Source organism: Caballeronia cordobensis (assembly GCF_001544575.2).
GTDB classification, from domain to species: Bacteria; Pseudomonadota; Gammaproteobacteria; order Burkholderiales; family Burkholderiaceae; genus Caballeronia; species Caballeronia cordobensis.
Genome location: NZ_FCNY02000002.1, coordinates 514,326 through 540,703, shown reverse-complemented (window position 1 = coordinate 540,703; position 26,378 = coordinate 514,326). Strand labels below are relative to the sequence as shown.

Below are 26,378 nucleotides of genomic sequence, written 5' to 3'. Positions count from 1 at the left end.
CTTCAATTCTGTGCGGTGGCTTTGGCTTCGGTGACGGCTTGCGTCATGCGCCGCTCCGCGAGGAGCTTCAGCGCGAGCGTCACGAGCGCCAGCAGCGCGAGCAGCGACGCCACCGCGAAGGCAGCCGAGAAGTTGTATTCGTTGTAGAGAATTTCAACGTGCAGCGGCATCGTATCGGTCTGGCCGCGGATGTGGCCCGAGACCACCGAGACCGCGCCGAACTCGCCCATCGCGCGCGCATTGCAGAGAATCACGCCGTAGAGCAGGCCCCACTTCACGTTGGGCAGCGTCACGCGCCGGAAAATCTGCCAGCCCGATGCGCCGAGCACATGCGCCGCTTCCTCTTCGTCGTTGCCTTGCGCCTGCATCAGCGGAATCAGCTCGCGCGCGACGAACGGGAACGTGACGAAAATCGTCGCGAGCACGATGCCCGGCACCGCGAAGATGATCTGCACGTCGTGCGCGGCGAGCCACGGACCGAACCAGCCCTGCGCGCCGAACATCAGCACGTAGATGAGACCGGAGATCACCGGCGACACGGAGAACGGCAGGTCGATCAGCGTCGTCAGGAGCGCCTTGCCCTTGAATTCGAATTTCGCGATCGCCCATGACGCGGCGAGCCCGAACACGACGTTCAGCGGCACGGCGATCGCGGCTGTCATCAACGTCAGCTTGATCGCCGACCACGCGTCCGGGTCCTTCAGCGATTCGAAGTAATAGTCGATGCCCTTCGCGAACGCCTGCACGAACACGGCGGCGAGCGGCACGACAAGAAAGAGCGCCAGGAAGACGAGCGCGATGCCGGTCAGCAGCCAGCGCACCGCGCGCGGCTCGGTGACGGGATTCATGTTTTGCGCGTCGCGACGGGTCGCCGTTTGCAACGGAAGCACCTTGCTCATGCCGTTTCTCCCGCTGCCAGCGCGACATTGGCGGGCGCCGCGCCGGTCTTGCTCGTGCGCCGTTGCAGGAACCACTGCAGCGTGTTGATGAGCAGCAGCATCAGGAACGACACGCACAGCATCACCACCGCGAGCGCGGTCGCGCCGGCGTAGTCGTACTGCTCCAGCTTGGTGATGATGAGCAGCGACGTGATCTCGGACTTCATCGGCACGTTGCCCGCGATGAAAATAACCGAGCCGTACTCGCCGAGCGCGCGCGCGAACGCGAGCGCGAAACCGGTCAGCAGCGCGGGAAAGAGCGAAGGCAGCACGACGCGGCGGAAGGTGAGCCAGCGCGTCGCGCCCAGGCACGCGGCGGCCTCTTCCTGCTCGCGCTCGAAGTCTTCGAGCACCGGCTGCACCGTACGCACGACGAACGGCAAGCCGATGAACGTCAGCGCGACGAGCACGCCGAGCGGCGTGAACGCGACCTTGATGCCGAGCGGCGCGAGATACTGTCCGATCCAGCCGTTGCCCGCGTACACGGCCGCGAGCGAAATGCCGGCCACCGACGTCGGCAGCGCGAAAGGCAGATCGACGATCGCATCGACGATGCGTTTGAACGGGAACGTGTAACGCACCAGCACCCACGCGACGAGAAAGCCGAATACCGCGTTGATGAGGGCGCCGCCGAGCGCCGCGCTGAAAGTGAGCCGATACGAAGCCAGCACGCGCGGCGAAGTCACCGCGCGCACGAACTGCGCCCAGTCGAGCGTCGCGGTCTTCGCGAAGGTCGCGGCAAGCGGAATCAGCACCACGAGGCTCAGATACGCCACCGTGATGCCGATCGTCAGGCCGAACCCGGGAAGCGCGCTCGGCTTCCTGAATGTGAGGGTCGTCATCCTTGAGTCATCCTTGTTTGCGCGCCGGGGTCGGACGCGTCTTCTCGCGGGCGCGGCGTCTTGTGCGCCGCGTCGCCGCTTCGTTCGCTTATTGCGGTTGATAGATCGAATCGAACACGCCGCCGTCCGCGAAGTGCGTCTTCTGCGCCTTGGTCCAGCCGCCGAACGTGTCGTCGATGGTGTAGAGCTTCAGCTTCGGGAACTGCTTCGTGAGCTCGGCCGGCACCTTGTCCGAGCGCGGACGATAGAAATTGCGCGCGGCGATCTGCTGGCCTTCGTCGCTATACAGGTACTTGAGATACGCTTCCGCGAGCTTGCGCGTGCCGTGCTTGTCGACCACCTTGTCGACGACCGCGACCGGCGGCTCCGCGAGAATGCTCACCGAAGGCACCACGATCTCGAACTTGTCCGTGCCGAACTCCTTGAGCGACAGGAACGCCTCGTTCTCCCACGCGATCAGCACGTCGCCCTGCCCGCGCTGCACGAAGCTCGTCGTCGCGCCGCGCGCGCCGGAATCGAGCACGCCCGCGTTTTTGTACAGCTTGGTGACGAAGTCCTTCGCGGTCTGCTCGTTGCCGCCCGGCTTGTGCTGCGCATAGGCCCACGCCGCGAGATAGTTCCAGCGCGCGCCGCCCGACGTCTTCGGATTCGGCGTAACGATGGAAACACCCGGCTTCGCCAGATCGTCCCAGTCCTTGATGTGCTTCGGATTGCCCTTGCGCACGAGAAACACGATCGTCGAGGTGTAAGGCGACGCATTGTCCGGCAGACGCTTCTGCCAGTCCGCGCCCACGAGGCCCTTGCCCGCGAGCGCATCGATGTCGTAGGCCAGCGCGAGCGTCACGACATCGGCCTGCAGGCCGTCGAGCACCGCGCGCGCCTGACCGCCCGAGCCGCCGTGCGACTGCTTGAACGTCACCGTCTCGCCCGTATCGGCCTTCCATTTTTTCGCGAACGCCTGATTGAAGTCCTGATACAGCTCGCGGGTCGGATCGTAGGAAACGTTCAGAAACGACGTGTCGGCATGCGCCGGTGCAGTCATGATCAGGCCCGCCGCGCCGAGCGTCGCCGCTGCCAGCAGCCTTCGCAATCCCGTGTTGATGCTTTGCATTCCCCGTTCTCCGTCTTATCGAATTGACGGAATCAGTCTATCGACGGGTCTATATGATTAGAAATAATCGTTTCTCACTTTTTTATACGTAAAACTGCTAAGAACCTTATTCCTGTGTGGAAGAAGCGCGAAGCGACGCGGCTTCGCGGCCGCACGGTCGAACTTAAAGTAAAGCTTGAAAAGTGGGCTATACTGTATAAAAATACAGTGACCTGTCCATTCATACAGTGCATCAGGGGCCTAGCCTGTGACCAGAACATCAAAACTTACCGCGCGGCAACAGCAGGTTTTCGAACTGATCCAGCGCGCGATCGACCGCACCGGCTTCCCGCCGACACGTGCGGAGATCGCGGCGGAGCTCGGCTTCAGTTCGGCGAACTCGGCTGAGGAACATCTTCGGGCGCTGGCGCGCAAGGGGGTGATCGAGCTGGCGGCGGGCTCGTCGCGCGGCATCCGGCTGCTCGGCGACGCGTCGCGCCTCGATCGCGCGGAGGATCTGCCGCATCAGTTCACGCTGCCGCATCAGAGCATCATGCAACTGTCGCTGCCGCTGGTCGGGCGCGTCGCGGCGGGCAGCCCGATCCTCGCGCAGGAGCATATCTCGCAGCACTACGCGTGCGATCCCGCGCTCTTTTCCAGCAAGCCCGACTATCTGCTCAAGGTTCGCGGCCTTTCGATGCGCGACGCCGGCATTCTCGACGGCGATCTGCTCGCGGTGCAAAAGCGCAACGAAGCGAAAGACGGACAGATCGTCGTCGCCCGTCTTGGCGACGACGTCACCGTGAAGCGCTGGAAGCGCCGGGCGGACGGCGTCGAATTGATTGCCGAGAACCCGGACTATGAAAACATCTTCGTGCGCTCCGGCAGCAGCGACTTCGCGCTGGAAGGCATCGCGGTCGGTTTGATCCGTTCGGGCGAGTTCTGACGGGGCAGCGGAGGGAGCGGCAGGCGGCAGAATAAATGTCGACTCGCTCGTCACAAAGAGACAGAAAATGTCTCGGTGGAAGCGGAAACTCTCTTCACACACTGCTTCGAACGCCCTCAGGCGTCTCAACTACAACAAGCATGACGGCCACCGCGCGCGGTGCGCCGCGGTGCGTCCTATCGTCTGGAGAGTCATCATGGAACGTTTTGCCCGTCTGCTGCCCTTCCGTCAATTCGGCCGCCTGCGCCATCTGCGCACGCTGATCGCGTGCGGCATGCCGCGCGCCGAAACCACGCCGGATCTCTTCGACGACATGCCCGCGCTGCCGTCCCGCCAGCCGGCTTTCGCACGCGTGTCGTTGAACAGCGGCGTGCACGCGGAGCCCGCTCAACGCGCGCCGGTGCGGGTCTATCGCGGGCAATCCCGCGTCATTCTGGTCGGCAAGATCGATGAAGTGTCGCGCATGATCGACCGTTGCATCGCAGAGGAAAGCGCGGAGCTCGCGGGCGGCATTCTCGCGTGAATGCACGATTGCTCCGGGATTTATCGCGCATCGGCGTGGTCAATCCCGGATCACGTTCTGCAAGAGAGGCTTCGCCGCCGCATGTCACGCACTTCCCGATCTGTTCTCACCGCGCTCGTCGTTCTGGTTCTCGTCGCGGCGCTCGGTTTCGTTTATGCGTCGCCGTATATCGCATTGAATCGCGTCAAGCGCGCAGCCGATGCGCGCGATGCGCAGACCGTCAACCAATACGTGGATTTTCCCGCGCTTCGCGCGAGCCTCAAGGACCAGGTCGCGGCGCTGCTCACGCGCCGCATCGATATCCAGAAGAGCGGCAATCCGCTTGCGATCATCGGTGCGATGATCGGCGCGGCGCTCGTCGGTCCTCTGGTGGATTCGTACGCGACGCCGGACGGCGTCGCTGCCATCCTGAACGGCATTCCGCCGCGCGGCGATCCCGGCGAGCGTCCGCCGCCCGCGGGCGACAGCGCAGCGCCGCACGGCAACGCAGCGGCGAACGCGCCTTCCTCCGGCGTCGCGACCGCGCAACAAGCGCCTGCCGAGCCGCCGCAGACCACCGCCGGGTACAGGGACTTCAACACGTTCGTCGTCACCTATCGTCACGGCGCCGGCGATGCGCGTTACTCGGCGATCTTCCATCGCTACGGGCTCGTGTCGTGGAAGCTCGTTGCGGTCGATCTCGCCGGTTGATCCGGCACGCGTGCGAACTCAGGCGCCGGCTTCGGCCTTGACTGGCTTCGCCGCGTACGCCGCTTCGTCTTCCGCCTCGGCCGATTCGCCCGCCTGACACACGGCGACGAGAATGCTGCACTTCACGCGGTCGAGCAGCGGCGTGTTGCCCGCGCCCATCCACCAGCGCGCGAGCCCGCTCCGGCAGCGATGCCCCACCACGACGAGATCGACCTGAAGGCTCTCGGCGAGCGCCGCGATTTCGTCGATCGGATGCCCGAACGCGAAGTGCCCCTGCGCCTGCAGGCCGCGTTCGCGCAGCCACTCGACGCCTTCCTGGAGAATGTCGCGCGCAGCTTCCTCGAAGCGGCCACAGGCCATATCGGTTAGCAGTCCGGCGCTCTGGGCGATGCTCGAACGCATATCCACCACCGCGAGCACGTGCGTCTCCGCGTTCAGGTCGAGCGCGAGATTGGCGCCCTGCCGCAAGGCCTTGCGGCCCTCTCTGGAGCCGTCGTAGCAGAGCAGGATCTTTCGATAGCTTTCCATCATGATCTCCCTGGCCAATGCCGTTCGCGTCCGCGCGCAGCCGAATGTGGCCGAATGCGTCTTCATCTTCGTGTGTCGCACCATGCGTGACAACGCTGGAAAACGCTAACCGAAGCAGCACGCTAGCTCGCACCGTGCCAGATCCGCGAGCCGCCCGGCGGACAAGCCTCTGGCAGTTTCAGCCGGAATCGGTTCGAGGCCGCCGCGCACAGGTTTGACCCGGGCGCGCCGCTTGCGGTTGCACGCCGAGCGCCGCGCTGGTGCATTGGATTACACTAGCCCGCTGGATTTCCCTATGCAGTTTTGCGGCTTTTTCTGCGTCACGAATGCATGACTGATCAAACATTGCAAGCAGCGACACGCACCGCCGGCGATGAAAGCGGCACGCGCGCCATCGAATTCACCGAAGTAAGGAAGCGCTACGGTGAGCGCACCGTCGTCGATGGCCTGTCGTTCGACGTGCGGCCCGGCGAATGCTTCGGGCTGCTCGGCCCGAACGGCGCGGGCAAGACGACGACGCTCAAGATGCTGCTCGGCATCACGTCGCCGGACAGTGGCGCGATCCGGCTCGTCGGCGAACCGGTGCCCGCGCGCGCCCGTTTCGCGCGCGAGCGCGTGGGCGTCGTGCCGCAGTTCGACAACCTCGATCCCGATTTCACCGTGCGCGAGAATCTGCTCGTCTTCGGCCGCTATTTCGGCCTGACGGGCGCGCGCATGAACGCGCTCGTGCCTTCGCTGCTGGAGTTCGCGCGGCTGGAGAGCAAGGCCGATGCGCGCGTCGGCGAGTTGTCGGGCGGCATGAAGCGGCGTCTCACGCTCGCGCGCGCGCTCGTCAACGATCCCGATGTCCTCGTGATGGACGAGCCGACCACCGGCCTCGATCCTCAGGCGCGGCACCTCATCTGGGAGCGTTTGCGCTCGCTGCTCGCGCGCGGCAAGACGATTCTCCTGACGACGCACTTCATGGAAGAAGCCGAGCGCCTGTGCGACCGGCTCTGCGTGATCGAGGAAGGCCGCAAGATCGCGGAAGGCCGGCCGCGCGATCTGATCGAATCGGTGATCGGCTCGGACGTGATCGAGATCTACGGACCCGATCCGCAGGCGCTCGCCGCCGAACTCGAACCGTTCGTCGAACGCATGGAAGTGAGCGGCGAAACGCTCTTTTGCTATGTCGACGATCCGCAGCCCGTGCATGCGCGCGTGAAAGGCCGCGCCGACGTGCGCTATCTGCATCGCCCGGCGAATCTCGAAGATGTGTTCCTGCGTCTCACGGGACGCGAGATGGTGGACTGAGCCATGGATACGCTCGAACGAACGCGCGTCGACCGAAAACGCCCGCGCATGCAGCCGAAGGGTTCGGACAATCTGACGCCGCTGTCCAATGCACTGCCCGCGAACGCGACGCACTGGATGTCGGTGTGGCGGCGCAACTATCTCGTCTGGAAAAAACTCGCGATCGCCTCGATGATCGGCAATCTCGCCGATCCGATGATCTATCTGTTCGGCCTGGGGCTTGGCCTCGGGCTGATGGTCGGGCACGTCGACGGCGTGTCGTATATCGCGTTTCTCGCGGCGGGCACGGTGGCGTCGAGCGTGATGATGTCGTCGAGCTTCGAAGCAATGTACTCGGGCTTTTCGCGCATGCACGTGCAGCGCACGTGGGAGGCGATCATGCACACGCCGCTCACGCTCGGCGATATCGTGCTCGGCGAGATCGTCTGGGCCGCGAGCAAGTCGGTGCTCTCGGGCGTGGCGATCATGCTGGTCGCGGGCGCGCTCGGCTACGCGAACTTTCCGTCGATGCTGATCGCGCTGCCCGTCATCGTGCTGACCGGACTTGCGTTCGCGAGCACGGCGATGGTCGTCACCGCGCTCGCGCCGAGCTACGACTTCTTCATGTTCTATCAGACGCTCGCGCTCACGCCGATGCTCCTGCTCTCCGGCGTGTTCTTCCCGATCGCGCAACTGCCCGCCTTCGCGCAGCACGCCGCGCAGGCGCTGCCGCTGTTTCACGCGGTGGAACTGATCCGCTGCGCGATGCTCGCCCGCCCGTTCGACGGCGTGGCGCTGCATCTCGGCGTATTGATCGCCTATGCGATCGTGCCGTTTTTCCTGTGTGCGTGGCTTTTCAGGCGGCGCATGATGAAGTGAAGACCGGCGATGGACCGAGACAGTCCATCGCCGTTTTCGAAGCCCTACTTCGCCGGAAACTCGTGATGCCCGCCGAAGCCGAAGCGCATCGCGGACAGCATGCGTTCGGGGAACGACTCGGCATCGCGCGAGCGAAACCGCGTGTAAAGCGCCGCCGACAGCACTTGCGCGGGCACCGCTTCCTCGATCGCCGCCTCGATCGTCCAGCGCCCTTCGCCGCTGTCCGCGACTTCGGCCGAATAGCGGTCGAGCGAGCCGTCGCCCGCGAGCGCGCCCGCGGTCAGATCGAGCAGCCACGAGGACACGACACTGCCGCGCCGCCAGACTTCCGCGATATCGGCGAGATCGAGCGAGTAGCGTTCGTTTTCCGGCAGTTCTTTCGAGTCCTTGCGTTCGAGCACGTGAAAGCCTTCGGCATAGGCCTGCATCAAGCCGTATTCGATGCCGTTGTGAACCATCTTCACGAAGTGCCCCGAGCCGACCGGCCCGCAATACATATAGCCGTTCTCGACGCGCGGATCGCGCCCTTCGCGGCCCGGCGTTTCGGGAATGTCGCCGCGTCCGGGCGCGAGCGTCGCGAGAATCGGATCGATGCGCTTCACGACCGCTTCCTCGCCGCCGATCATCATGCAATAGCCGCGCGTCAGGCCCCAGACGCCGCCCGACGTGCCGACATCGACGTAATGAATGCCCTGCTCGCGCAACTGCGCGGCCCGGCGGATGTCGTCCTTGTAGAACGAATTGCCGCCGTCGATGATCACGTCGTCCGCGCCGAGAATCTTGTGCAGGTCGTTGAGCGTGTCCTCGGTGATCTTGCCCGCGGGCAGCATCAGCCAGATAACGCGCGGCGCGTCGAGCTTCGCGACGAGATCGCCCAGATCCTTGGCGCCCGTCGCGCCTTCGCTCGCCAGCGCTTGGGTCGCCTCCGGAGCGTGGTCGTACACGACGCACGTATGCCCGTCGCGCATCAGCCGGCGCCCGATATTGCCGCCCATGCGCCCCAGTCCCACGATGCCGATCTGCATGATGGTCACTCCTTGCCGTTGGATTTGACGCGTTCGATCTGTTTCTTCGCTGCCTCGTACACCGCCTCCGGCGTGAAGCCGAACTTGGTCTTGAGCGCCTTCAGCGGGGCCGACGCGCCGAACGTGTGCATCACGATCTGCGATCCCAGGCGGCCGACATAGCGGTCCCAGCCGAGCGTGGCGGCCTGCTCCACACAGACGCGCGCGTGCACGTCGTCGGGCAGCACCGATTCCTTGTACGCCGCGTCCTGCTTTTCGAAGATGTCCCACGAAGGCATGGAGACGACGCGCGCCGCGATGCCTTCGGCCTTCAGCTTCTCGTAGGTGTCGATGCACAGCGACACTTCGCTGCCGGTCGCGAGCAGCAGCACCTCGGGCTTCTTGCCGCCTTCGGTATCGGCGAGCACGTACGCGCCGCGCCGCACGCCTTCCGCCGACGCGTATTTCGTGCGATCGAAGGTCGGCAGCGCCTGGCGTGTCAGCACGAGGCACGTCGGCTCCTTGCTATGCGACAGCGCCACGCGCCATGCTTCGCCGACCTCGTTGGCATCGGCGGGACGCAAGAGGCACAGGCCCGGCACTGCGCGCAGCGTCGCGAGCTGCTCGATCGGCTGATGCGTCGGTCCGTCTTCCCCGACGCCGATGGAATCGTGCGTGAACACGTAGATCACCGGCACTTCCATGATCGCGGAGAGGCGGATCGGCGGCTTCATGTAGTCGCTGAAGATCAGGAAGGTCGATCCGTACGCGCGCAGGTTCGACAGCGCGAGGCCGTTGCAGACCGCGCCCATGCCGTGCTCGCGAATGCCGAAATGCAGATTGCGGCCGCCGTAGCTGTCGTGCTCGAAGCTGCCCGCGCCTTCGAACTTGAGATTCGTTTTCGTCGATGGCGACAGGTCCGCCGCCCCGCCGATGAGCCACGGAATCTGCTGCGCGATCGCATTCAGCACCTTGCCCGACGAATCGCGTGTGGCGAGTCCCTTCGCGTCCGCCTCGAAGGTCGGAATCGCGCTTTCCCAGCCTTCGGGAAGCGTGTTGCGCAGCATGTGCCACGCCTCCTTCGCGAGATCCGGCTGCGCCTTTTCGTAGGCGTCGAAACGCTGCTTCCATTCAGCGTGCGCCTTCTTGCCGCGCGCGCCCATGCCGTCCGCGAAATGCTGCATCACGCCGTCGGGCACGTAGAACTGTTTGTCTTCCGGCCAGCCGTAGAACTTCTTCGCGAGCTTGACTTCCTCTTCGCCCAGCGCCTCGCCGTGCGCGCTCGCGGTGTTCTGCTTGTTCGGCGCGCCCCAGCCGATGATGCTCTTCACGACGATCAGCGTCGGCTTGTCGGTATGCGACTTCGCCTTGTTGATGGCGGCTTCGAGCGCGTTCGCGTCGTTGGCGTCGTCGACGTGCAGCGTGTGCCAGTTGTAGCCGTGAAAGCGCGCTTCGACATCGTCGCTGTAGGCGAGCTCCGTGTGGCCTTCGATCGTGATCGTGTTGCTGTCGTAGATCCAGATCAGGTTCGACAGCTTCAGATGCCCCGCGAGCGAAGCCGCTTCGTGCGAGACGCCTTCCATCATGTCGCCGTCGCCGCAGAGCGCGTAGACGCGGTAATCGAAGAGCGTGTCCTTGCCCTTGTTGAAGCGGGCTTCCTTCCAGCGCGCGGCCATCGCCATGCCGACGCTGTTGCCGAGACCTTGCCCGAGCGGTCCGGTGGTCGTCTCGACGCCGGTGGTCAGGCGAAATTCCGGATGGCCCGGCGTCTTGCTGTCGATCTGGCGGAACTGCTTGATGTCGTCGAGCGATACGGCGGGCTGGCCCGTGGGCTTGCCGTCTTCGTCGACTTCCTTCACGCCGGCGAGATGCAGCAGCGAGTACAGCAGCATCGACGCATGGCCGACGGACAGCACGAAGCGGTCGCGATTCGGCCATAGCGGCGCGTCCGGATCGTAGCGCAGATGGTTCTGCCAGAGATGGAAAGCGACGGGCGCGAGCGCCATCGGCGTGCCGGGGTGGCCGGAATTGGCCTTTTGCACGGCGTCCATCGAAAGCGTGCGGATGGTGTCGATCGTGAGGCGATCGAGATCTTTGGCCTGCGATGATGCTTGAGACATGAGCGACGACTCCTTTGCAAAGAGCGCGCTGTGGCGAAAGGCGCCGCAGCGGGCAACCAGGACCATCGAGCAAGTGTAGTGCCTCGCGAACGGCACCGCACCGCGGGTGACTCGGGGAGCGCGCCGCGAATCCCGCATTGCAGGACCCGGGGCGGCGTTACGGCAGAGTACGGGCCAAAAGTTAGCCCGGCGTTACAGACGACTATGTAGCGATATCGAATGAAAACGCGAACGTCAATGCTGACACATTCGCGTCCCGGCCATGCGATTTTTGGTCAAATCGTTGACCGGACAGGCAATTTCACGGCGCGGGATTCGGCTGACGTTCGTGCAGCGCGTCGATTTCGGCCAGAATTTCATCCGACAGTTCGACGTTCACGCTCTCGATGTTCTCCTTCAGTTGCGCGATCGAGGTCGCGCCGATCAACGTGCTGGTCGTGAATTGCCGCGTGTTGACGAAGCCGAGCGCGAGCTGCGTCGGCGTGAGGCCGTGGCGTTTCGCCAGTTCGACGTAGGAGGTGATCGCCGCGAGCGCCTGCGGCTTGCTGTAACGCTGGAAGCGCTCGTAAAGCGTGATGCGCGCGCCTGCCGGACGCGCGCCGCCCTCGTACTTGCCGGTCAGCCAGCCGAACGCGAGCGGCGAGTAGGCGAGCAGCCCGACGCCTTCCCGGTGCGTGAACTCGGACAAACCGAACTCATACGTGCGGTTCACGAGGCTGTACGGATTCTGAATGCTGACGATCTTCGGCAGCCCGGCCTTCTCGGCCGCGCGCAGGAATTGCGCGACGCCCCACGGCGTTTCGTTCGATACACCCACGTAACGGATCTTGCCCGCCTTCACCAGCTCGGCGAGCGCGACGAGCGTTTCCTCGATGGGCACCGTGTATTCGTCGTCGATATACGGATACGCCGTGCGGCCGAAGGTCATCGTGTTGCGGTCGGGCCAGTGCAGCTGATACAGATCCACGTAATCCGTTTGCAGGCGTTTCAGGCTGCCGTCGATGGCTTCGTTCAGATTCTTGCGGTCGAACTGATTGCCCGCGCCGCGGATGTGCCGCGGATTGTGCGGCTGGCGCGCGGGCCCGGCGATCTTCGTCGCGAGCACGATATCGCCGCGCTTCGCGGCGTGCTTCGCGAGCCACGTGCCGATGTATTCCTCCGTGCGGCCCTGCGTCTCCGGACGCGGCGGGACCGGGTACATTTCGGCGGCATCGATCAGATTCACGCCTTCGCCCAGCGCATGGTCGATCTGCTGATGCGCTTCGCTTTCAGTGTTCTGCTCGCCCCAGGTCATGGTGCCGAGCCCGATCAGGCTGACATCGACACCCGAATCACCCAGTTTCCGAAACTTCATGTGCTGTCCTCTTGTTGGCGTGGTGTTTGCGCGCTGTTGGCTTCGTGTCGGCGCGTTGTCGGAATGAAACTTGGCTGGTTTTCCGGCAATCGCAAAACCTACCATAGCCGCGAAAGGTCTGCTGTCGCGGCTAGAATGACAGCCTTCCGACCACATGAAGAGGAGCGCCCGACGATGCCGCCCACAAGCGTCCGCGAGAAGAACACGGGCTCGTCGCTCATCGTCATGCTCGTCGCCGCGACCTTCTTCATGGAGAATCTCGACGGCACGATCATCGCCACCGCCTTGCCGCAGATGGCGCGCTCGTTCAGCGTGCATCCCGCCGACATGAGTCTCGGCATCACCGCGTATCTGCTCACGCTCGCCGTCTTCATTCCGATTTCCGGCTGGGCCGCCGACCGCTTCGGCCTGCGCACGGTGTTCGCCAGCGCGATCGCCGTATTCACGGCGGCCTCCGTGCTGTGCGCGACCACCTCGACCCTGCCCGCCTTCGCCGCGGCGCGCGTGCTGCAGGGCATCGGCGGCGCGATGATGGTGCCGGTCGGACGCCTCGCCGTCCTGCGCGCGACGCCCAAGGAAGGCCTGATGCGCGCGATCGCGATCATCACGTGGCCGGGCCTCGTCGCGCCGGTGATCGGCCCGCCGCTCGGCGGCTTCATCACGACGTATTCGTCGTGGCGCTGGATCTTCTATCTGAACGTGCCGCTCGGTCTCATCGGCCTTCTGCTGACGCTGCGCTACATCGACAACGTGCGCGAGGACGCGAAGCGCCGCTTCGATCTGCCGGGCTTCGCGCTCTGCGGCATCGCCTGCACGACGCTGCTCTATGCGATGGAACTGATCGGCCGCAGCGATGCCGACTGGCGGCGCATCGGCCTGCTCGCCGCGGTGGGCGTGCTGGCGGGCATCGCGTCGTGGCGGCATCTGCGGCGCGCGGAGCAGCCGGTGGTGGATTTGTCGGCGCTGACGGTGAAGACCTTCGCCGTGGCGATGGGCGGCGGCTCGCTCTTTCGCATCGCCATCAGCGCGGCGCCTTTCCTGCTGCCGTTGATGTTCCAGGTCGGCTTCGGCATGAACGCGTTCGAATCCGGCTTGCTGACGCTCGCGGTGTTCGCGGGCAATCTGTCGATGAAGCTCGTGACGACGCCCGTGATGCGGCGTTTCGGCTTCCGTCCGGTGTTGATCGTCAACGGCGTGATCGCCGCGCTCTCGCTTGCCGCGATGAGCCTGCTCACGCCGTCGACGCCCACGCTCGTGATCGCCGTCGTGCTGTTCGCGAGCGGCTTGTCGCGCTCGCTGCAATTCACGGCGCTCAACACGCTCTCCTTCGCCGACGTGCCGAAATCGCAGATGAGCGGCGCATCGGCGCTGTCCAGCACGCTCTTTCAGATGACGATGGGCATCGGCGTCGCGATCGGCGCGATCGCGTTGCGCATCGGCGAGTGGATCCACGGCCACAATGCGCAGACCATCGGGCCGGAGGATTTCAGCATCGCGTTTCTGTTCGTGGCGTTCGTGGGTCTCGTCGGCGTGCTAGACCTGTTCGGGCTGTCACGCGATGCAGGGGCGCTTGTTTCGGGGCATGGGAAGAAGAAGGCGTGACGGTTTTATGAAGCGTTCACAAGTTCGAATCTGAACCGCTTGCCAAGCGCGGCCGCGGCGCTCGCCAAGGTCGTCAGTGTGAGGCTGGTATCGGTCGAGTCGAGCAGCCGGTTGAGCGCCGAGCGGCTCGTTTTCATCTTTGCGGCCATCGCCGTTTTGGTCATGTGCTGAGCCTTCATCTCTTGCTCGATCTGCCAGGCGATCACCCGCTTGATCGCGGTGGCCGTCGCTTCTTCGAGGATGCCCTCGGCTTCGAGGAAATCGTCGAAATCGCTGCCGACGTGTTTCTTAGTCATATGACACTCCGTCGTGGACGTCTTTCATGCGCGCTTCGGCCAGTTCGAAATCGTTCCTGGGCAACGCCTGCGATTTCTTGATGAAGCCGTGCAGCAGAATCATCTCCCCGTGTTTTACGGTGAAGAGAACGCGCGCGATCCGTTGGTGTAGATGAATCCGCACTTCCCATAAGCCTTTCTTCAGTTTCCGAACGAGCGGCATGCCAAGCGGCCAGCCGATTTGCACCGTTTTGATGTCTGCGCCGATCGCCTTCTTGTCTGCCGCGTCCAGATTGCTCAGCCATTCACGAACCGGTTCATTGCCTGGGGATTGCTGGAAAAAACGAACCTTCAAAACGAACTGCTGCATTACGTAATACCTTGTTTTTATTGCTTAGGGGTGTTTGCATGGCTGCTCGGTTTTGACTGTTTTCGTTATGCACGCGTATTTATGTCATCGCGCGCTGTTGATAACGTACCATAATTGGTACGCACGTACAACTTCGACGACGGCCCGAGAACGCTAAAGTCAAACCCCGCCGCGCCGATAACCGCGGTATGAACTCGCACACCCTTGACTCCCTCGCCGCCCTGACCGAAACGGTCGCCGTCATCCGCCACGCACGCGGTTTGAAAAACCCGCACGATCTCGCCGAAGGCTCGCAGGAATGGCAGCTCGCCGCCGATGCCTTCGCCGCCGACTTCCTTCGCGCGCTCGATGCCGAGCCGAGCGTCGGCGCGTGGTGGCGCATCTGAGCGTCACGCCACCGACATATCGGCAAGGGCGCCACGCCGGTCATCCCGATTTGCGCGCGCCGATTTCTCGAAACGGCGTCTTCTGAGTCAAGTCTTGCTATTTGGCGAAACGTTTGCGCGCGGCTATCAAGTCGCGCGAACGCGCGCCGACAACTCGCATATCGCCATGACTCAATCAGGAGATGCCAGTGAAGTGGGCAGCGTCACTTTTTGCCATCGCCGTCGCCATCGCCGTTACCGGCTGCGCGCCGATGCCCGCGGCCAGCACGGCCCAGACCGATAAACCGGCGATCGCCGCCGACATCCTGCGCTTCGAGATTCCCGCCGACGCCCTCGGCGCGCGCGATCCGCAATTGAGCGCGATCCTCGCGAAAGCAGGCGCGCTCGCCGCCGCGCAAAAACAGCCGACGACGATTCTCGTCACCGCGCTCGCCCAGGATTTTCCGTACCTCAATCAGGCGATCTGGAAAGGCGTGCCAGCGAAACACGCGGTCAGGCTCAGCCTGGAAAACCTGACGGCAAGCGCGCGACAGCCGTACAGCGTGTCGATCAAGCCGACGCAGGGAGGCTGACGCCATGCGCCGAATCTCCCGCCTGCTTCCCATCGCCGCGGGGCTGTTGCTGGCGTCGAGCGCCTTCGCCGGTCCGCTCGACGTAAGCGCGCCCGCGTCCGTGCAAACGCTCGCCGCGCTCGGGCCCGCGGTGCAAAAGGTCTATCCGCCCCTGCCCACACTCGCGATGCTGCCGCCCGCCGCCAGCGACGACGATCCGCCCGCCCGGGCGTCGAACAAGAAAGCAAAGAAAACGCGCCGCGCCGTCGATTGCAAGTGCAGCGCGCCCGAACCGCGCCTCGTCGTGTCCGACGAATCGCGCATCTATCTGAAAGACGTCGAGCTTCGCATCGATACCGCGCTCGCGCAGTAAGCCGCGTCCGCTCATCTCAAGTAGGGGTCACGTTCATGGTCCATCCGGCCTTCGGCGTTCTCGCCGCCTGCGTGCTGACGGGCGCCGCGCTCTTTGCGAGCGCCGCCCGCGCCGACGACTGCTTCGAGCAGGCAGGCGCCTATCAGGGCGTCAACCCGCTCGTGCTGCGCGCAGTCGCATGGCGCGAATCGAAAGGCGATACCGCCGCCATCAACCGCAACGCAAACGGCTCGATCGATGTCGGCCAGTTGCAGATCAACTCCATCCATTTCTCGGATCTCGCCCGTCACGGCATTCCGCATCGCGCGCTCACCGATCCGTGCGTCAACGTGTTCGTCGCCGCGTGGCTGCTGAAGCAGAAGATGGTGAAGTACGGCAACACCTGGCAGGCCATCGGCGCGTATCACTCGGAATCGCCGAAGCATCGCGATGCCTATGCGCGCAGCATCCAGCAAATCCTCGTCGGCTGGGGCGAACTGCAGCCCGCCGTGCGCGTCGTTCGCTAACGCCGCAGCCAGTCGAGCCAGCCGAGCGCGATGGCCGCATTGACGATCACGCCGATCGCCGAGGCGAGCGCCGCGATCATCGTCCAGAAGGCCGAGCGGCGCGACGCCTGCGCCGAATCGCGCGCCAGTTGCGCGGCGTCGTTGGCCGATGTCACCGATGCGAACATCGCGCGAAACTGCTCGTCCTGACGCGCCGCGTCCTTGCGGCGCAGCCAGGCGCGCTTGAACGGCGCTTCCGGATCGCCGTCCGCGGCTTCGTCGAGGTCCGCGCGAACCGAGGTCTCGCCTGCCGCTTCGTAACGCCGGTAGCGCGCTTCCCGTGCGGCCGCTGCGCTGTCGCGCGCTTCGTTTTCGCGCTCTTCGTTTTCGCTCATGCCGATGGCCCGTGTGGTCGCCTCGCGCGATTGTGCGCCGCCTTTACGCCGGACTCAAAGCTGGCTCATGCCGCCGTCGATGATGATCTCCGTGCCGACGATGAAGCCCGATTCCGGCGCGGCGAGATGCAACACCGTCGCCGCCACTTCGCTCGACTTGCCGAAACGGCCGAGCGGAATCTGGCTGCGCAGTTGCGCGGCGGCTTCGTCGGCGAGGCCGAGCTTGTCGTGCAGCGGCGTCGTGACCGGGCCCGGGCTCACCACGTTCACCCGCACGCCGCGCGGCAGCAACTCCGCCGACAGCGTCTTGGCGAACGACACGAATGCGGCCTTGCTCGCCGCATAGATCGACGACATCGGCATGCCGATATGCGCGTTGATCGAACCGTTCAGCACGATCGATGCGCCTTCGTTCAGAAGCGGCAAGAGCGACTGAATCTGAAAATACGGCCCCTTCACGTTGATGGCGAAGGTTTCGTCCCAGGCCTGTTCGTCGATGTCGGTGAACGGCGCGAACCGGGCGACGCCGGCGTTGACGAACGCCGCGTCGAGCCGGACGTTCGCATCGGCGAGACGTTGCGCGAGTTCGCGCGCCGCTTCGACCGTGCCGGTCACGTTGCGTATTGCAAGCGCGTTCGCGCCGAGCGACTCGCGCGCCGTCGCGAGCGAGCTTTCGTCGCGGCCCGTGATGACGACCCGCGCGCCTTCCGCGGCGAATGCCTGCGCCGTCGCGAGACCGATGCCGCTGTTGCCGCCAGTGACCAGAACTGTCTTGCCTTCGAAGCGATTCATGACGTTCTCCTTGTGAACGTTGATCAGTGTGAAAGCATTATGGGCGCGCTTGTGCGCCCTGCCGTACGATGCGCCCGGCGCACACGTTCGAAAACATCGAACGTTCTCGGTGAGTGTTGCCGGCCACATATCGGCTTGAACCCGGCACGCGCGCCACCTAGAGTTACGCAGATCTTCCGGCTTGCCTACCGACTCATCGAACCGCCATTCGTCGTACTTTCGACAGGAGGCGCATCATGCAGCACGCGCAAGATTCCACGAACGCCGGCCTCGATCCGCAGCGGGTGCTGCAAATCGGCATGGGTTTCTGGGCTTCGAAGGTGCTGCTCTCCGCCGTCGAGCTCGGCGTGTTCACCGAACTGGCGAACGGCCCGCGCTCCGCGGACGAACTCGCGCAGGTGCTCGAACTGCATCCGCGTGCGAAGCTCGATTTTCTGGATACGCTCGTCGCGCTCGATCTGCTCACGCGCGAAGACGGCCGTTACGCGAACGCGACCGATGCCGGTTTCTTCCTCGACCGCAACAAGCCCTCGTATGTCGGCGGACTGCTGGAGATGGCGAACGCGCGTCTCTACCCGTTCTGGGGATCGCTCACCGAGGCGTTGCGCACCGGTTTGCCGCAAAACGAAGCGAAGCACGGCGGCAATCTCTTCGAAGCGCTCTATAGCGATCCCGTGCGACTGCGCGGCTTTCTTCAGGCGATGAGCGGCGTCAGCATGGGCGCGGCTCAGGCGATCGCACGGCAGTTTCCGTGGAGCGAGTACCGCACGTTCATCGATATCGGCGCGGCGCAGGGCGCGCTGCCCGTGCAGGTTGCGCTGGCGCATCCGCATCTGACGGGCGGCGGTTTCGACCTGCCGGTGGTCGGCCCGGTTTTCGAGGACTACGTCGCCGCGCACGGCTTGCAGGACCGGCTGCACTTCTATCCCGGCGACTTCTTCGCGGACGCGTGCCCTTCGGCCGACGTGCTCGTGATGGGCCACATCCTCCACGACTGGAACCTGACGCAAAAGCTCGAACTGCTCGCGAAATGCCACGCGGCGCTGCCGCCGGGCGGCTGCCTCGTCGTGTACGACGCGATCATCGACGACGAACGCCGCCGGAACGCGTTCGGCCTGCTCATGAGCCTCAACATGCTGATCGAGACGCCGGGCGGCTTCGACTACACCGGCGCGCAATGCTGCGCGTGGATGAAGGAAGCCGGCTTTGCGACGGCGCGCGTCGAACCCCTGGCGGGACCGGATTCGATGGTGATCGCGACCAAGTGAGTGCGTCGCGAGCGCGCGCCGTGACGGTCAGCGGTCGTTCGACATCCCTTTCAGGCGATCGTTGCCCGCGTCGCGGGCCGCGTCGGCGGTGGCGAAATTCTCTTCGGACACCATCGCGCGTTTGACTTCGCGCGCGTTGAAATCGACGAGCGCGATGACCCAGACGAAGCCGCCCGCCTGTTCCGCGGTCTGCACGAATGCGCGCAGATTGCCTTCATTCGACGATGCCATACCGACCTCCTCGTTCACGTTGATGCGCCCGGCCGGCGATGCGCGATGTGCATGCACCGGCGATGCGATGCGCCGGCTGAACGGGCGCTAAGGGGCGGCAGCCGGCCGCCGTGATCAGGCTTCGAAGTCCAGACCGCCGAACAGCACCGACGGTTCCGCTTGCGAGCGCGTGGCGAGATCGACTTCGCGCGCGCCCTGCCAGGCGTCGAGCTTCGCTGCGATTGCATCGAGATAGCGCAGGAAACGGACCTCGCCGCCGGCGCCGAGCAGACGCTCGATTTCCTCGTCGTCCCAGGTGAGGAAAACATTGAGCGCACAGCGATAGACGTGCCGGTGCCCGTCGTCCTCGTCCTTGCCCTCGCCCGGTGCGCGGCCGGCGCTCACGTGCAGGCGCGTGGGCACGAGCGGGCTTTCATACGGAAGGATTGCGACGCGCACGCCGTGACCGACGATACGCGTCACGCGCTCGGCGATGCGCGGCATGAACTCGGTCTCGAACCGGAGCGCCTGTTCTCGATTCAACGCTTGTCTCCGCGCGTCCTCCGCAGGCGGCTCACACGGCTGGCAGGTCTTCGAGCGATTTCTCGATCTGCCCGTCCTGCACGCGCGCCTCGATGCCGATATGTCCGTTCGCATAAGGCAGCGCGGCGACTTTCGGGCCGAGGAAGCTGCGGCCGCCCAGGATGAAGAGCGTGCGGACTTCCTTGCCGCTCTTGATGGCGTCCACGACCTGCTGGACATCCACGATGGTGGTGGGCGTGGTCCACGCGTTCGTGCCCGGATCGAAACTGCCCCAGCGCACGCTGGTCACGCGGTCATTGGTCCAGCGCACGCCGTCGATCGCCAAAGTAGCCATAGCTGCCTCCCATGTCGTCTTTTCGGGGTGGTTTGAAAATGCTAGCACGGTGGGCGCGCGGCGGTTTGCGTTTGCGCCGGAGGCAATCGTGACCTCACCCCTACGCTAGATCTTCAGGCCGCAGAATCCCCGCCTGGATATGCCTGAAAATTTACGGGAACGAGACCGCAGCTGTGTTCGACGTTCCCCTTAAGCTCAAAGAACTTCACCTGTCCCGTGGACGCGCTGTAGTCGAAAACGCGATAGACGAAATAACTCTCCGCATGTCTGCGGGACGCAGAAACTTCATTGCGCGAGATGAAGAAAGGGGTGGATTTCGGCCCTTGAGTCGTTTTCACCTCGATGAGCTTTGGCGTGCCGTCGGCATGGAACGATTCAATGTCGAAACCCGCCGTGGAATCATGAAGCGCCACATGACAAACCTGCTCCGCCAGATCATCCCTCCCCGCGAGGCGAAGCATTTCAATCTCGTACTTGACCACAAGTTTTTCACCTTGCAAACCAAGGTGACGATTGCGTAGATCGCGCTCAAGCCAATTCACCGCGGACGCTTCGCGCAGTTCCGAGCGAGATCTCTTCGAATCGCGACTCGGGATAACGAGCTTTGGGGGTACTGCTTCCCTAGTAAGCATTTGCGTCGTCGTCTCTCGAAGTGGCGTGTAACCGGGATCGCGCGGCGCACTCACTTCGAGGCCAAGTTCAACCAGCCGTGCAGGGCTCAGGTCCCAATAACGAACACGCCAAACAAAATGCACGGGATTTCTTTTGCTAAGATCGTGTGAGAAATACTCCAAGAGTCCGAGATATACATACTTACTAGCCTTCTTCGAACGAACAAACAGGTGGATGTTCCTCTCTTGCGGATCATGCGCCAGTAGCTTCTGAATCGTGCGCGATTCGAAGTTATGCTGAGTCTGCGACTCCCACAGAAGATACCCATCCGCGGTCAAGACGTCGTGATATGGATTTCCATCGACCGGCCTGCCAAGCGTAACCATCAATACGAAGCTACCACTTTCCTTTGGGGTTTCCACTATCCCGGGCATTCCCCATCGGCCGGCCCCGCGCGTAAAAGCCACGCCAGGCTCAAAAAGTTGTGATATTTCCTCTCGGTTGTAAAGTTGGAAGCGTTGAACAACTGCACGCTTCTCGATATGCATTTCTGTAGGGACTTTTTTTTCAATGTGAAACCCCAGCCTCCTGAGAATTCGAAAGCAAGGCGTATCTTCTCCGCCCGAGAATTCGCTTGACTTGAGGCGGCGCCCAATCACGTGCTCGGCTGTCAGCCCCAGTATTGCCTTTGGCGGATATCGTCTGCCCTCGTGTATCAGATCGAATTCGGTAGAATCAATATATCCGGACTCTCGTGCATAAGCGAAAGAGAAGTCCGCTAAAACCTTCAGCACGTGATCAGTAGTCATTCCCGACAGCACGTTTGCTAACCGTCTGACGCGCCCGTCCGGTCCAATCTCAATCGTTGGTTCCATATCGCTTACAGTTCTTTTTCTTGTTCAAACGAACTTCTCGCGTAATTTCGTGAAAAGGTCCATGGCGGTGTGCCGCATGAAGATTCTATTCGTGACGTGGCGCTATTGGCATGAGTCGATCGAATCAGGAAACTTCAATGCAAAAAGCCCAGTCATTGGACTGGGCTTTTTGCATGAATTCTCGGTGGGGTGGCTGATGGGACTCGAACCCACGACGACAGGAATCACAATCCTGGACTCTACCAACTGAGCTACAGCCACCACTGTTACCGCGATCTCGACTGCTTCAGAACAGCAGTAGCAGCAATCAAGAAGCGAGATTATACGAACAAAGATTGCGCTTGCCTAGTCCCTTTGAGCATCTTTTTCCGACGCACGCGCCATCACGATTCGATCGCTTCCACGGCCTCGCGAAGATGGCCGCGCGCCTCGTCGAAAATGCCGAGATCGCCGGTGGCGAGGCGGCGGCTGTCCGACAGCACGCGACGCCATCCGCGCGCACCCGGCACGCCGCGATAAAGCCCGAGCGCATGCCGCGTCACCGCGCCGAGATACGTGCCGCGCGCGAGTTCATGGCGCGCATAGTCGATCAGTTCCGCTTCGATTGCTTCGCGCGAGGGAACCGGCGTATCGGCGCCATAGAAGCGCGTGTCGACGCCCGCGAGCACGTACGGATTGTGATAGGCCTCGCGTCCGAGCATCACGCCGTCGACGTGCTTCAGATGTTCCTCGACTTCATCCAGCGTCTTGATGCCGCCGTTGATCGAAATCTCCAGATGCGGGAAGTCGCGCTTCAGCCGATAGGCGTACTCGTACTTGAGCGGCGGAATCTCGCGATTCTCCTTCGGGCTCAGACCTTTGAGGATCGCGTTGCGCGCATGCACGATGAACACCTCGCAACCGGCATCGGCGATCGTGCCGACGAAATCGCGCACGAACTCGTAATCCTCGACCGTATCCACGCCGATGCGATGCTTGACCGTCACGGGAATGGACACCGCGTCGCGCATCGCCTTCACGCAATCGGCGACGAGTTGCGGCTCTTTCATCAGGCACGCGCCGAATGCGCCGCGCTGCACGCGTTCCGACGGGCATCCGCAGTTCAGGTTGATCTCGTCGTAACCCCATTGCTCGCCGAGCTTCGCGCTTTTCGCGAGATCGGCCGGCTCGCTGCCGCCGAGTTGCAGCGCAACGGGCGCTTCGGCGGGCGTGAACGCGAGATGGCGCGCGACATCGCCGTAAAGCAGCGCGCCCGTCGTCACCATTTCCGTGTAGAGCCAGGCGTGGCGCGACACGAGCCGGTGCAGGGACCGGCAATGGCGGTCGGTCCAATCCATCATCGGAGCGACGGATACGCGGCGGGGGCTGATCTTCGATACGGCTGACATGGATGACGGCGGCCGCGCTTTCGGGCGAACCGCTTGAATCTGAAGGGGAATCGGGGATTTTACCGCAGTGCGATCAATCGATCTAAGCCGACGTTGGGAACCTTCTAGCCTGACCGAATTTTTATCAGCCAAACAGGTCAACATTGGAGACTGCGACGTCTCTCATCGTTTGCTCGCGACCGCTTCGCGGAGACCCAAAATGGCACGGTACCATCTAGCACTAACCACCCTACTTCTCAGCCTTACACTCCCCGCCCACGCCCAAACCACCCGCCCCGACGACACCGCATCGATGGTAAAACCGCCGAGCGCCCCCGGCGCGCCGTCCGCGAGCGCGACGCGCCCCGACAATCCCGACAACATGCCCGTCAAGAAACCCAGCCCGCCGCCCAACAGCGACCGCATGCTGCATCACAGCCCGGCGAGCGACGCGATCGCGAAATAGCGCGGCCATGGCAACCGAGCGGCCAGGAAAACGCGCGCGACGCCACTATAATGGCGCTCGTTTCGAATAATCGGAGAGCACCGCGCCCTCGGCTCCAGGCGGTCCAGCCAATGCAAAAAGTCATCCTGCCGTTCGTTTCTGGTTTCCTCGCCGCGCTGTTCTTTCGCGAATCGACTCTGGCGCTGCTGCACGCGGCGGGACTCGTCGATCCGGCCGGCTTTTCCACCACGCCGTTCCTGCCGCTCGGCATTCCCGAATTCATCGCCAATGCGCTGTGGAGTTCGGTCTTCGCCGTCCTGATGGCATGGCTTCTGCGCGTCGCACCCGACCACAGTGCGCCGTGGATCGGCGCACTCGTCTTCGGCGGCATCGTGCTGACGGCGGTCGGCGCGTTCGTGATCGACCCGGCGCGCGGCATCTGGCCGAGCGGCAACATGCTGCCGCGCCTCGCGCCGAGCTTCATCGCCAATGCGATCTGGGGCTGGGGCGCGCTCGTCTTCATGCGCGCTTTCATGGCCGGCAGCGACTCGCGCTGAGCCGCGACGAGCGCTCGAATCGAAAAGCGGCCCGCTCGGGCCGCTTCGTCATTTCAGTCCTTCAAAAGCCGCAGCGGATGCGCCGCCGGCGTCCACGCGCTTTCGAACATGCGATCCACATCCGCGGCGTTGACGTCTTCGGCGCGCGCGATCTTCCAGCGCGGATCGTTGTCCTTGTCGACGATGCGCGCGCGGATGCCCTCCAGCACGTCGCCGCGCTCGAACGTCGTGCGCGTGAGATCGAGATCGCGGCGCAGCGTCTCGGCCATCGTCGAGAATTTGGCGCGATCGACCTGCTGCAGCGCTATATCGACGGAAAGCGGCGAGCGCTCGCGCAGCTCGGCCGCCGTGCGCTTCGCCCAGTCGTTGCCGTTGTCGGCCTCGCGCTCCAGCGACGCGATGATCGACGCGCCGTTGCCCGCCGCGAAATGCTTGTCGATCATCGTGCGCGCGGCGGCGAGTTCGCTCTTCTCCGGGATCGGCGCGACCTTGTGCTTGGTCGTTTCGGTCTGTACGAAGCGCACGATCTCCACGCCATCGAGAAAACGCTGATGCCGCAACGACTCGACGAGGCCCGGCAGCGCGCCATCGTCGAGATAGGCGTCGGCCATGCGGGCATAGAGCGCATCGGCGGCGGCGAGGCTCGCGCCCGTCGCCGCGAGATACCGGCCGATCGCGCCCGGCGCGCGCGCGAGGAACCAGCTCACGCCGACATCGGGAAAGAGGCCGATGCGCGTCTCGGGCATCGCCATCTTCGTCGACTGCGTGACGATGCGCAGTCCGCCGGTATGATGCGCGCCCTGCGAAATGCCCATGCCGCCGCCCATCACCACGCCGTTCATCACCGCGACATATGGCTTCGGGAACGTGAAGATCGCGTGGTTGAGCTTGTATTCGTCGATGAAGAACGCGTCGATCGCGTCGCGCTCGCCCGCCTTCGCGGACTCGTAGAGGAAGCGGATGTCGCCGCCCGCGCAAAACGCGCGCACGTGCGGGCTATAGACGACAACAGAGCGGATCGCCTGATCGTGCCGCCAGGCGCGCAATGCCTCGCTGATCGCGCGCAGCATCGGCGGAGTCAGCGCGTTGAGTGCCTTCGGACGATCGAGCGCAATGAAGCCGATGCCGTTGGCGGTGTCGATACGGATGTCTTCGGTGGTCATCGTGTTGAAGTGTCGGGTCGGTTTCGAGGTTCGGCGCCTCGCGCTTCAATTCGGTCGACCGGCGCGAACCACGCATCGAGCGACAACTCGACGAGCGTCGCGGCCGGCGTCTCCGGCAACGGCGCGCCATTCAGCTTCAGCGCGACGATGCCATGCAGATTCGCCCACAGCCCTTCCGCGCAGGCGAGCGGCGCGGCGTGCGGCGGCAGCCGGTCGGCCGCGCGCAACTCGACGAACGCGTCCGCGATCAGCGAAAGCGTCGCCGCGCCTGACTCGGCCGCCTTGTCCACGCGGCCGGCGCCGTTCGCGTCGGGCTCGGCGCACACTGCGGATTCCATGTACATCAGCCGATACGTCTCAGGCTCGGCCAGCCCGAATTCGACATACGTGCGCGCCATTGCGTTCAGCCGCGCGGCTGGATCGGCGATCGTCGCCTGCGCGAGAAACGCGTCATGGAGACTCGCGTGCCCTTCCATGCGCAACGCGCGCGCGATCTCGCCGCGGCTCCTGAAATGAAGATAGAGCGCGGCGGGCGAATAGTCGATGGCCTCGGCCAGCTTTCTCATCGAGAGCGATGCGAACCCTTCGCGCTTCACGATCGCTCGCGAAACCTCAAGTATGCGCTCGCGCAGCGCGTGACGCTGCTCGCGTCTTTGCTCGGTGCGCCGCTGCTGCGGTTCCATGCGAGGCATTGTCGGCAGCGCCCCTCTCGAAGTCAAATGGCGGCGCGTGTGCGCGCGCTCAGACGGTCATCTTGCTGTCGTCGTCGCGACGCGATGCAGCGCGATAAAGCGGCTCGTCCGATTCGCGCAACACGACCGACGCGAACACGATGCAAAAGCCGAGAATCAGCACACCGACGGCTGCCCAGATGAGCCATAGCGCATTGGACTCGATAAGCGAGTGAACAAAGGATTGAAGCATGACGACCCCGCGCGATTTTTATAATGGTTGCTCTGGACAGCGCATGCCGTTGAGCAAGTAATGTGCCGAGCGAATCGCATCGCGTACGGCGTGTTATCGGGATGGTACTCCGTTGCGCGATCGCGCGGAAGACAGCGCGACATCTCTCGCAGCGATAGGACGAACAGCGCGATGGAGGTCTTACATCGGCCGTGTAAGAAGAAGAATGCCGCGCCGCGTTAATGACGCGACCGACGCATCAGACGGTCACGCGGCCCGGCGGGAAATGGCCGCTTTTCAGCAGCACGGGCATGCCGTTGGTCACGCGCAAGTGCTCGCGCGCCACCGCTTCGATGTGCGGACGTGCTGCAGCGAACGCGCCGATCCAGCCGGCGCTGTCATACGTCTGCGCGCCGAAATGATCTTCCAGCGCCTCCACCGATATCGCGCATGGCACGCGTCTGCCATCGACGAGCGCGGCGAATTCGACGGTCAGGTTGGAATCGCGATAATCGGGCGCGTCCGGGAGGAATCGAATATTCATGATTGTCTCGTTGCTGGGCGTGGCGGCCGGCTACGTTCAAGCGCTTGTTGCGTCACCGAGGCGGCGAAGCTGTTTGCGGCACCGCAAACGATCGCACCAATCGATTCGGCGATTATGGTACTCGCGCTCGCGCCGTGCGGTC

The 26,378-nt window shown here is 63.8% G+C and carries 33 protein-coding genes and 1 tRNA gene; 13 read left to right on the top strand and 21 right to left on the bottom strand.

Annotated features, from left to right (window positions below):
• Positions 1 to 2 precede the first annotated feature (2 nt).
• The 3 genes from cysW to AWB70_RS06185 all read right to left on the bottom strand — a co-directional run bounded on the left by cysW (position 3) and on the right by AWB70_RS06185 (position 2,891).
• Positions 3 to 899: a sulfate ABC transporter permease subunit CysW gene (cysW, locus tag AWB70_RS06195; protein ID WP_014191222.1), complete on the bottom strand. Its 897-nt coding sequence runs from the start codon at positions 897 to 899 to the stop codon at positions 3 to 5.
• Positions 896 to 1,780, bottom strand: a complete 885-nt coding sequence (cysT, locus tag AWB70_RS06190) for a sulfate ABC transporter permease subunit CysT (protein ID WP_053568038.1) — start codon at positions 1,778 to 1,780, stop codon at positions 896 to 898. Before cysT ends, cysW begins: the two co-directional genes overlap by 4 nt.
• Before the next feature lie 88 nt (positions 1,781 to 1,868).
• Positions 1,869 to 2,891, bottom strand: coding sequence for a sulfate ABC transporter substrate-binding protein (locus AWB70_RS06185; RefSeq protein WP_014191220.1), 1,023 nt, complete (start codon positions 2,889 to 2,891; stop codon positions 1,869 to 1,871).
• Between the two features lie 247 nt (positions 2,892 to 3,138).
• Here AWB70_RS06185 and lexA point away from each other — a divergent pair, with 247 nt between their 5' ends.
• The 3 genes from lexA (at position 3,139) to AWB70_RS06170 (ending at position 5,029) form a co-directional block, all read left to right on the top strand.
• The gene (gene lexA / locus AWB70_RS06180; protein ID WP_053568037.1) at positions 3,139 to 3,816 is read left to right on the top strand and encodes a transcriptional repressor LexA; all 678 of its coding nucleotides are present in this window, start codon (positions 3,139 to 3,141) and stop codon (positions 3,814 to 3,816) included.
• A 196-nt stretch (positions 3,817 to 4,012) separates the two neighbouring features.
• Positions 4,013 to 4,339 (top strand): hypothetical protein, encoded by a 327-nt coding sequence (locus tag AWB70_RS06175; RefSeq protein WP_014191218.1) that lies wholly within the window; start codon positions 4,013 to 4,015, stop codon positions 4,337 to 4,339.
• An 81-nt stretch (positions 4,340 to 4,420) separates the two neighbouring features.
• A complete protein-coding gene (locus AWB70_RS06170) occupies positions 4,421 to 5,029 on the top strand; it encodes a DUF2939 domain-containing protein (RefSeq protein WP_053568129.1) in 609 nt (202 codons plus the stop codon).
• A gap of 18 nt (positions 5,030 to 5,047) precedes the next feature.
• On the opposite strand, the gene AWB70_RS06165 is transcribed toward AWB70_RS06170, so the two are convergent.
• A complete protein-coding gene (locus AWB70_RS06165) occupies positions 5,048 to 5,557 on the bottom strand; it encodes a universal stress protein (RefSeq protein ID WP_041731023.1) in 510 nt (169 codons plus the stop codon).
• A 330-nt stretch (positions 5,558 to 5,887) separates the two neighbouring features.
• Between AWB70_RS06165 and nodI the strand changes: the two genes are divergently transcribed.
• Positions 5,888 to 6,850, top strand: coding sequence for a nodulation factor ABC transporter ATP-binding protein NodI (gene nodI, locus AWB70_RS06160; RefSeq protein ID WP_053568036.1), 963 nt, complete (start codon positions 5,888 to 5,890; stop codon positions 6,848 to 6,850).
• Positions 6,851 to 6,898: 48 nt separating this feature from the next.
• Complete coding sequence (gene nodJ, locus AWB70_RS06155) at positions 6,899 to 7,708, top strand: nodulation factor ABC transporter permease subunit NodJ (protein WP_053568128.1); 810 nt, start codon at positions 6,899 to 6,901, stop codon at positions 7,706 to 7,708.
• A gap of 44 nt (positions 7,709 to 7,752) precedes the next feature.
• On the opposite strand, the gene gnd is transcribed toward nodJ, so the two are convergent.
• The 3 genes from gnd to AWB70_RS06140 form a co-directional block, all read right to left on the bottom strand.
• Positions 7,753 to 8,733 carry a phosphogluconate dehydrogenase (NAD(+)-dependent, decarboxylating) gene (gnd, locus tag AWB70_RS06150; protein ID WP_053568035.1) on the bottom strand — a complete coding sequence of 327 codons (981 nt, stop codon included), beginning with the start codon at positions 8,731 to 8,733 and terminating at the stop codon, positions 7,753 to 7,755.
• A gap of 5 nt (positions 8,734 to 8,738) precedes the next feature.
• The gene (gene tkt / locus AWB70_RS06145) at positions 8,739 to 10,832 is read right to left on the bottom strand and encodes a transketolase (RefSeq protein ID WP_053568034.1); all 2,094 of its coding nucleotides are present in this window, start codon (positions 10,830 to 10,832) and stop codon (positions 8,739 to 8,741) included.
• A 301-nt stretch (positions 10,833 to 11,133) separates the two neighbouring features.
• Positions 11,134 to 12,186, bottom strand: coding sequence for an NADP(H)-dependent aldo-keto reductase (locus tag AWB70_RS06140; RefSeq protein ID WP_053568033.1), 1,053 nt, complete (start codon positions 12,184 to 12,186; stop codon positions 11,134 to 11,136).
• A gap of 174 nt (positions 12,187 to 12,360) precedes the next feature.
• Here AWB70_RS06140 and AWB70_RS06135 point away from each other — a divergent pair, with 174 nt between their 5' ends.
• Entirely contained in the window at positions 12,361 to 13,788 is a 1,428-nt protein-coding gene (locus AWB70_RS06135) for an MFS transporter (protein WP_053568032.1), read from the top strand.
• Between the two features lie 5 nt (positions 13,789 to 13,793).
• Here the strand turns inward: AWB70_RS06135 and AWB70_RS06130 are convergent, their stop codons facing one another.
• Both AWB70_RS06130 and AWB70_RS06125 read right to left on the bottom strand, forming a co-directional pair.
• Positions 13,794 to 14,084, bottom strand: a complete 291-nt coding sequence (locus tag AWB70_RS06130) for a helix-turn-helix domain-containing protein (RefSeq protein ID WP_053568031.1) — start codon at positions 14,082 to 14,084, stop codon at positions 13,794 to 13,796.
• Entirely contained in the window at positions 14,077 to 14,433 is a 357-nt protein-coding gene (locus AWB70_RS06125; RefSeq protein WP_053568030.1) for a type II toxin-antitoxin system RelE/ParE family toxin, read from the bottom strand. Before AWB70_RS06125 ends, AWB70_RS06130 begins: the two co-directional genes overlap by 8 nt.
• 188 nt (positions 14,434 to 14,621) lie before the next feature.
• On the opposite strand from AWB70_RS06125, the gene AWB70_RS06120 reads away from it, so the two are divergent.
• From AWB70_RS06120 to AWB70_RS06105, 4 genes are all read left to right on the top strand, one after another.
• Positions 14,622 to 14,819: a hypothetical protein gene (locus AWB70_RS06120; protein WP_053568029.1), complete on the top strand. Its 198-nt coding sequence runs from the start codon at positions 14,622 to 14,624 to the stop codon at positions 14,817 to 14,819.
• Between the two features lie 182 nt (positions 14,820 to 15,001).
• The gene (locus AWB70_RS06115; protein WP_053568028.1) at positions 15,002 to 15,391 is read left to right on the top strand and encodes a hypothetical protein; all 390 of its coding nucleotides are present in this window, start codon (positions 15,002 to 15,004) and stop codon (positions 15,389 to 15,391) included.
• A 4-nt stretch (positions 15,392 to 15,395) separates the two neighbouring features.
• Entirely contained in the window at positions 15,396 to 15,743 is a 348-nt protein-coding gene (locus AWB70_RS06110) for a hypothetical protein (protein WP_053568027.1), read from the top strand.
• A gap of 35 nt (positions 15,744 to 15,778) precedes the next feature.
• A complete protein-coding gene (locus AWB70_RS06105; RefSeq protein WP_053568026.1) occupies positions 15,779 to 16,249 on the top strand; it encodes a lytic transglycosylase domain-containing protein in 471 nt (156 codons plus the stop codon).
• Here AWB70_RS06105 and AWB70_RS06100 read toward each other — a convergent pair.
• Positions 16,246 to 16,623, bottom strand: coding sequence for a hypothetical protein (locus AWB70_RS06100; protein WP_053568025.1), 378 nt, complete (start codon positions 16,621 to 16,623; stop codon positions 16,246 to 16,248). The two genes, AWB70_RS06105 and AWB70_RS06100, sit on opposite strands and share 4 nt — an antisense overlap.
• A gap of 54 nt (positions 16,624 to 16,677) precedes the next feature.
• Entirely contained in the window at positions 16,678 to 17,415 is a 738-nt protein-coding gene (locus tag AWB70_RS06095; RefSeq protein WP_053568024.1) for an SDR family oxidoreductase, read from the bottom strand.
• Positions 17,416 to 17,651: 236 nt separating this feature from the next.
• On the opposite strand from AWB70_RS06095, the gene AWB70_RS06090 reads away from it, so the two are divergent.
• On the top strand, positions 17,652 to 18,683 hold the full coding sequence (locus AWB70_RS06090; protein ID WP_053568023.1) for a methyltransferase: 1,032 nt from the start codon (positions 17,652 to 17,654) through the stop codon (positions 18,681 to 18,683).
• Positions 18,684 to 18,710: 27 nt separating this feature from the next.
• On the opposite strand, the gene AWB70_RS06085 is transcribed toward AWB70_RS06090, so the two are convergent.
• The 6 genes from AWB70_RS06085 to dusA all read right to left on the bottom strand — a co-directional run bounded on the left by AWB70_RS06085 (position 18,711) and on the right by dusA (position 22,645).
• Positions 18,711 to 18,914, bottom strand: a complete 204-nt coding sequence (locus tag AWB70_RS06085; protein WP_041731021.1) for a hypothetical protein — start codon at positions 18,912 to 18,914, stop codon at positions 18,711 to 18,713.
• A 114-nt stretch (positions 18,915 to 19,028) separates the two neighbouring features.
• The gene (locus AWB70_RS06080; protein WP_014191202.1) at positions 19,029 to 19,436 is read right to left on the bottom strand and encodes a DUF5594 family protein; all 408 of its coding nucleotides are present in this window, start codon (positions 19,434 to 19,436) and stop codon (positions 19,029 to 19,031) included.
• A 31-nt stretch (positions 19,437 to 19,467) separates the two neighbouring features.
• Positions 19,468 to 19,770, bottom strand: a complete 303-nt coding sequence (locus AWB70_RS06075; RefSeq protein ID WP_014191201.1) for a hypothetical protein — start codon at positions 19,768 to 19,770, stop codon at positions 19,468 to 19,470.
• Positions 19,771 to 19,883: 113 nt separating this feature from the next.
• On the bottom strand, positions 19,884 to 21,191 hold the full coding sequence (locus AWB70_RS06070) for a DUF3427 domain-containing protein (protein WP_159680174.1): 1,308 nt from the start codon (positions 21,189 to 21,191) through the stop codon (positions 19,884 to 19,886).
• Positions 21,192 to 21,442: 251 nt separating this feature from the next.
• A tRNA-His gene (locus tag AWB70_RS06065) sits at positions 21,443 to 21,518 on the bottom strand.
• 122 nt (positions 21,519 to 21,640) lie between these two features.
• Positions 21,641 to 22,645, bottom strand: a complete 1,005-nt coding sequence (gene dusA, locus AWB70_RS06060) for a tRNA dihydrouridine(20/20a) synthase DusA (RefSeq protein ID WP_014191200.1) — start codon at positions 22,643 to 22,645, stop codon at positions 21,641 to 21,643.
• Positions 22,646 to 22,937: 292 nt separating this feature from the next.
• On the opposite strand from dusA, the gene AWB70_RS38670 reads away from it, so the two are divergent.
• A complete protein-coding gene (locus AWB70_RS38670) occupies positions 22,938 to 23,090 on the top strand; it encodes a hypothetical protein (protein WP_159680171.1) in 153 nt (50 codons plus the stop codon).
• Between the two features lie 110 nt (positions 23,091 to 23,200).
• Entirely contained in the window at positions 23,201 to 23,626 is a 426-nt protein-coding gene (locus AWB70_RS06055) for a hypothetical protein (RefSeq protein ID WP_014191198.1), read from the top strand.
• Positions 23,627 to 23,679: 53 nt separating this feature from the next.
• Here AWB70_RS06055 and AWB70_RS06050 read toward each other — a convergent pair whose 3' ends face one another.
• From AWB70_RS06050 to AWB70_RS06035, 4 genes are all read right to left on the bottom strand, one after another.
• Complete coding sequence (locus tag AWB70_RS06050; RefSeq protein WP_053568021.1) at positions 23,680 to 24,789, bottom strand: enoyl-CoA hydratase/isomerase family protein; 1,110 nt, start codon at positions 24,787 to 24,789, stop codon at positions 23,680 to 23,682.
• On the bottom strand, positions 24,786 to 25,472 hold the full coding sequence (locus AWB70_RS06045) for a TetR/AcrR family transcriptional regulator (protein ID WP_014191196.1): 687 nt from the start codon (positions 25,470 to 25,472) through the stop codon (positions 24,786 to 24,788). The genes AWB70_RS06050 and AWB70_RS06045 overlap by 4 nt, the downstream gene beginning before the upstream one ends.
• A 58-nt stretch (positions 25,473 to 25,530) precedes the next feature.
• A complete protein-coding gene (locus AWB70_RS06040) occupies positions 25,531 to 25,713 on the bottom strand; it encodes a hypothetical protein (RefSeq protein ID WP_041730329.1) in 183 nt (60 codons plus the stop codon).
• A gap of 238 nt (positions 25,714 to 25,951) precedes the next feature.
• Positions 25,952 to 26,236 carry a DUF1488 family protein gene (locus tag AWB70_RS06035; protein WP_014191195.1) on the bottom strand — a complete coding sequence of 95 codons (285 nt, stop codon included), beginning with the start codon at positions 26,234 to 26,236 and terminating at the stop codon, positions 25,952 to 25,954.
• Positions 26,237 to 26,378 lie beyond the last annotated feature (142 nt).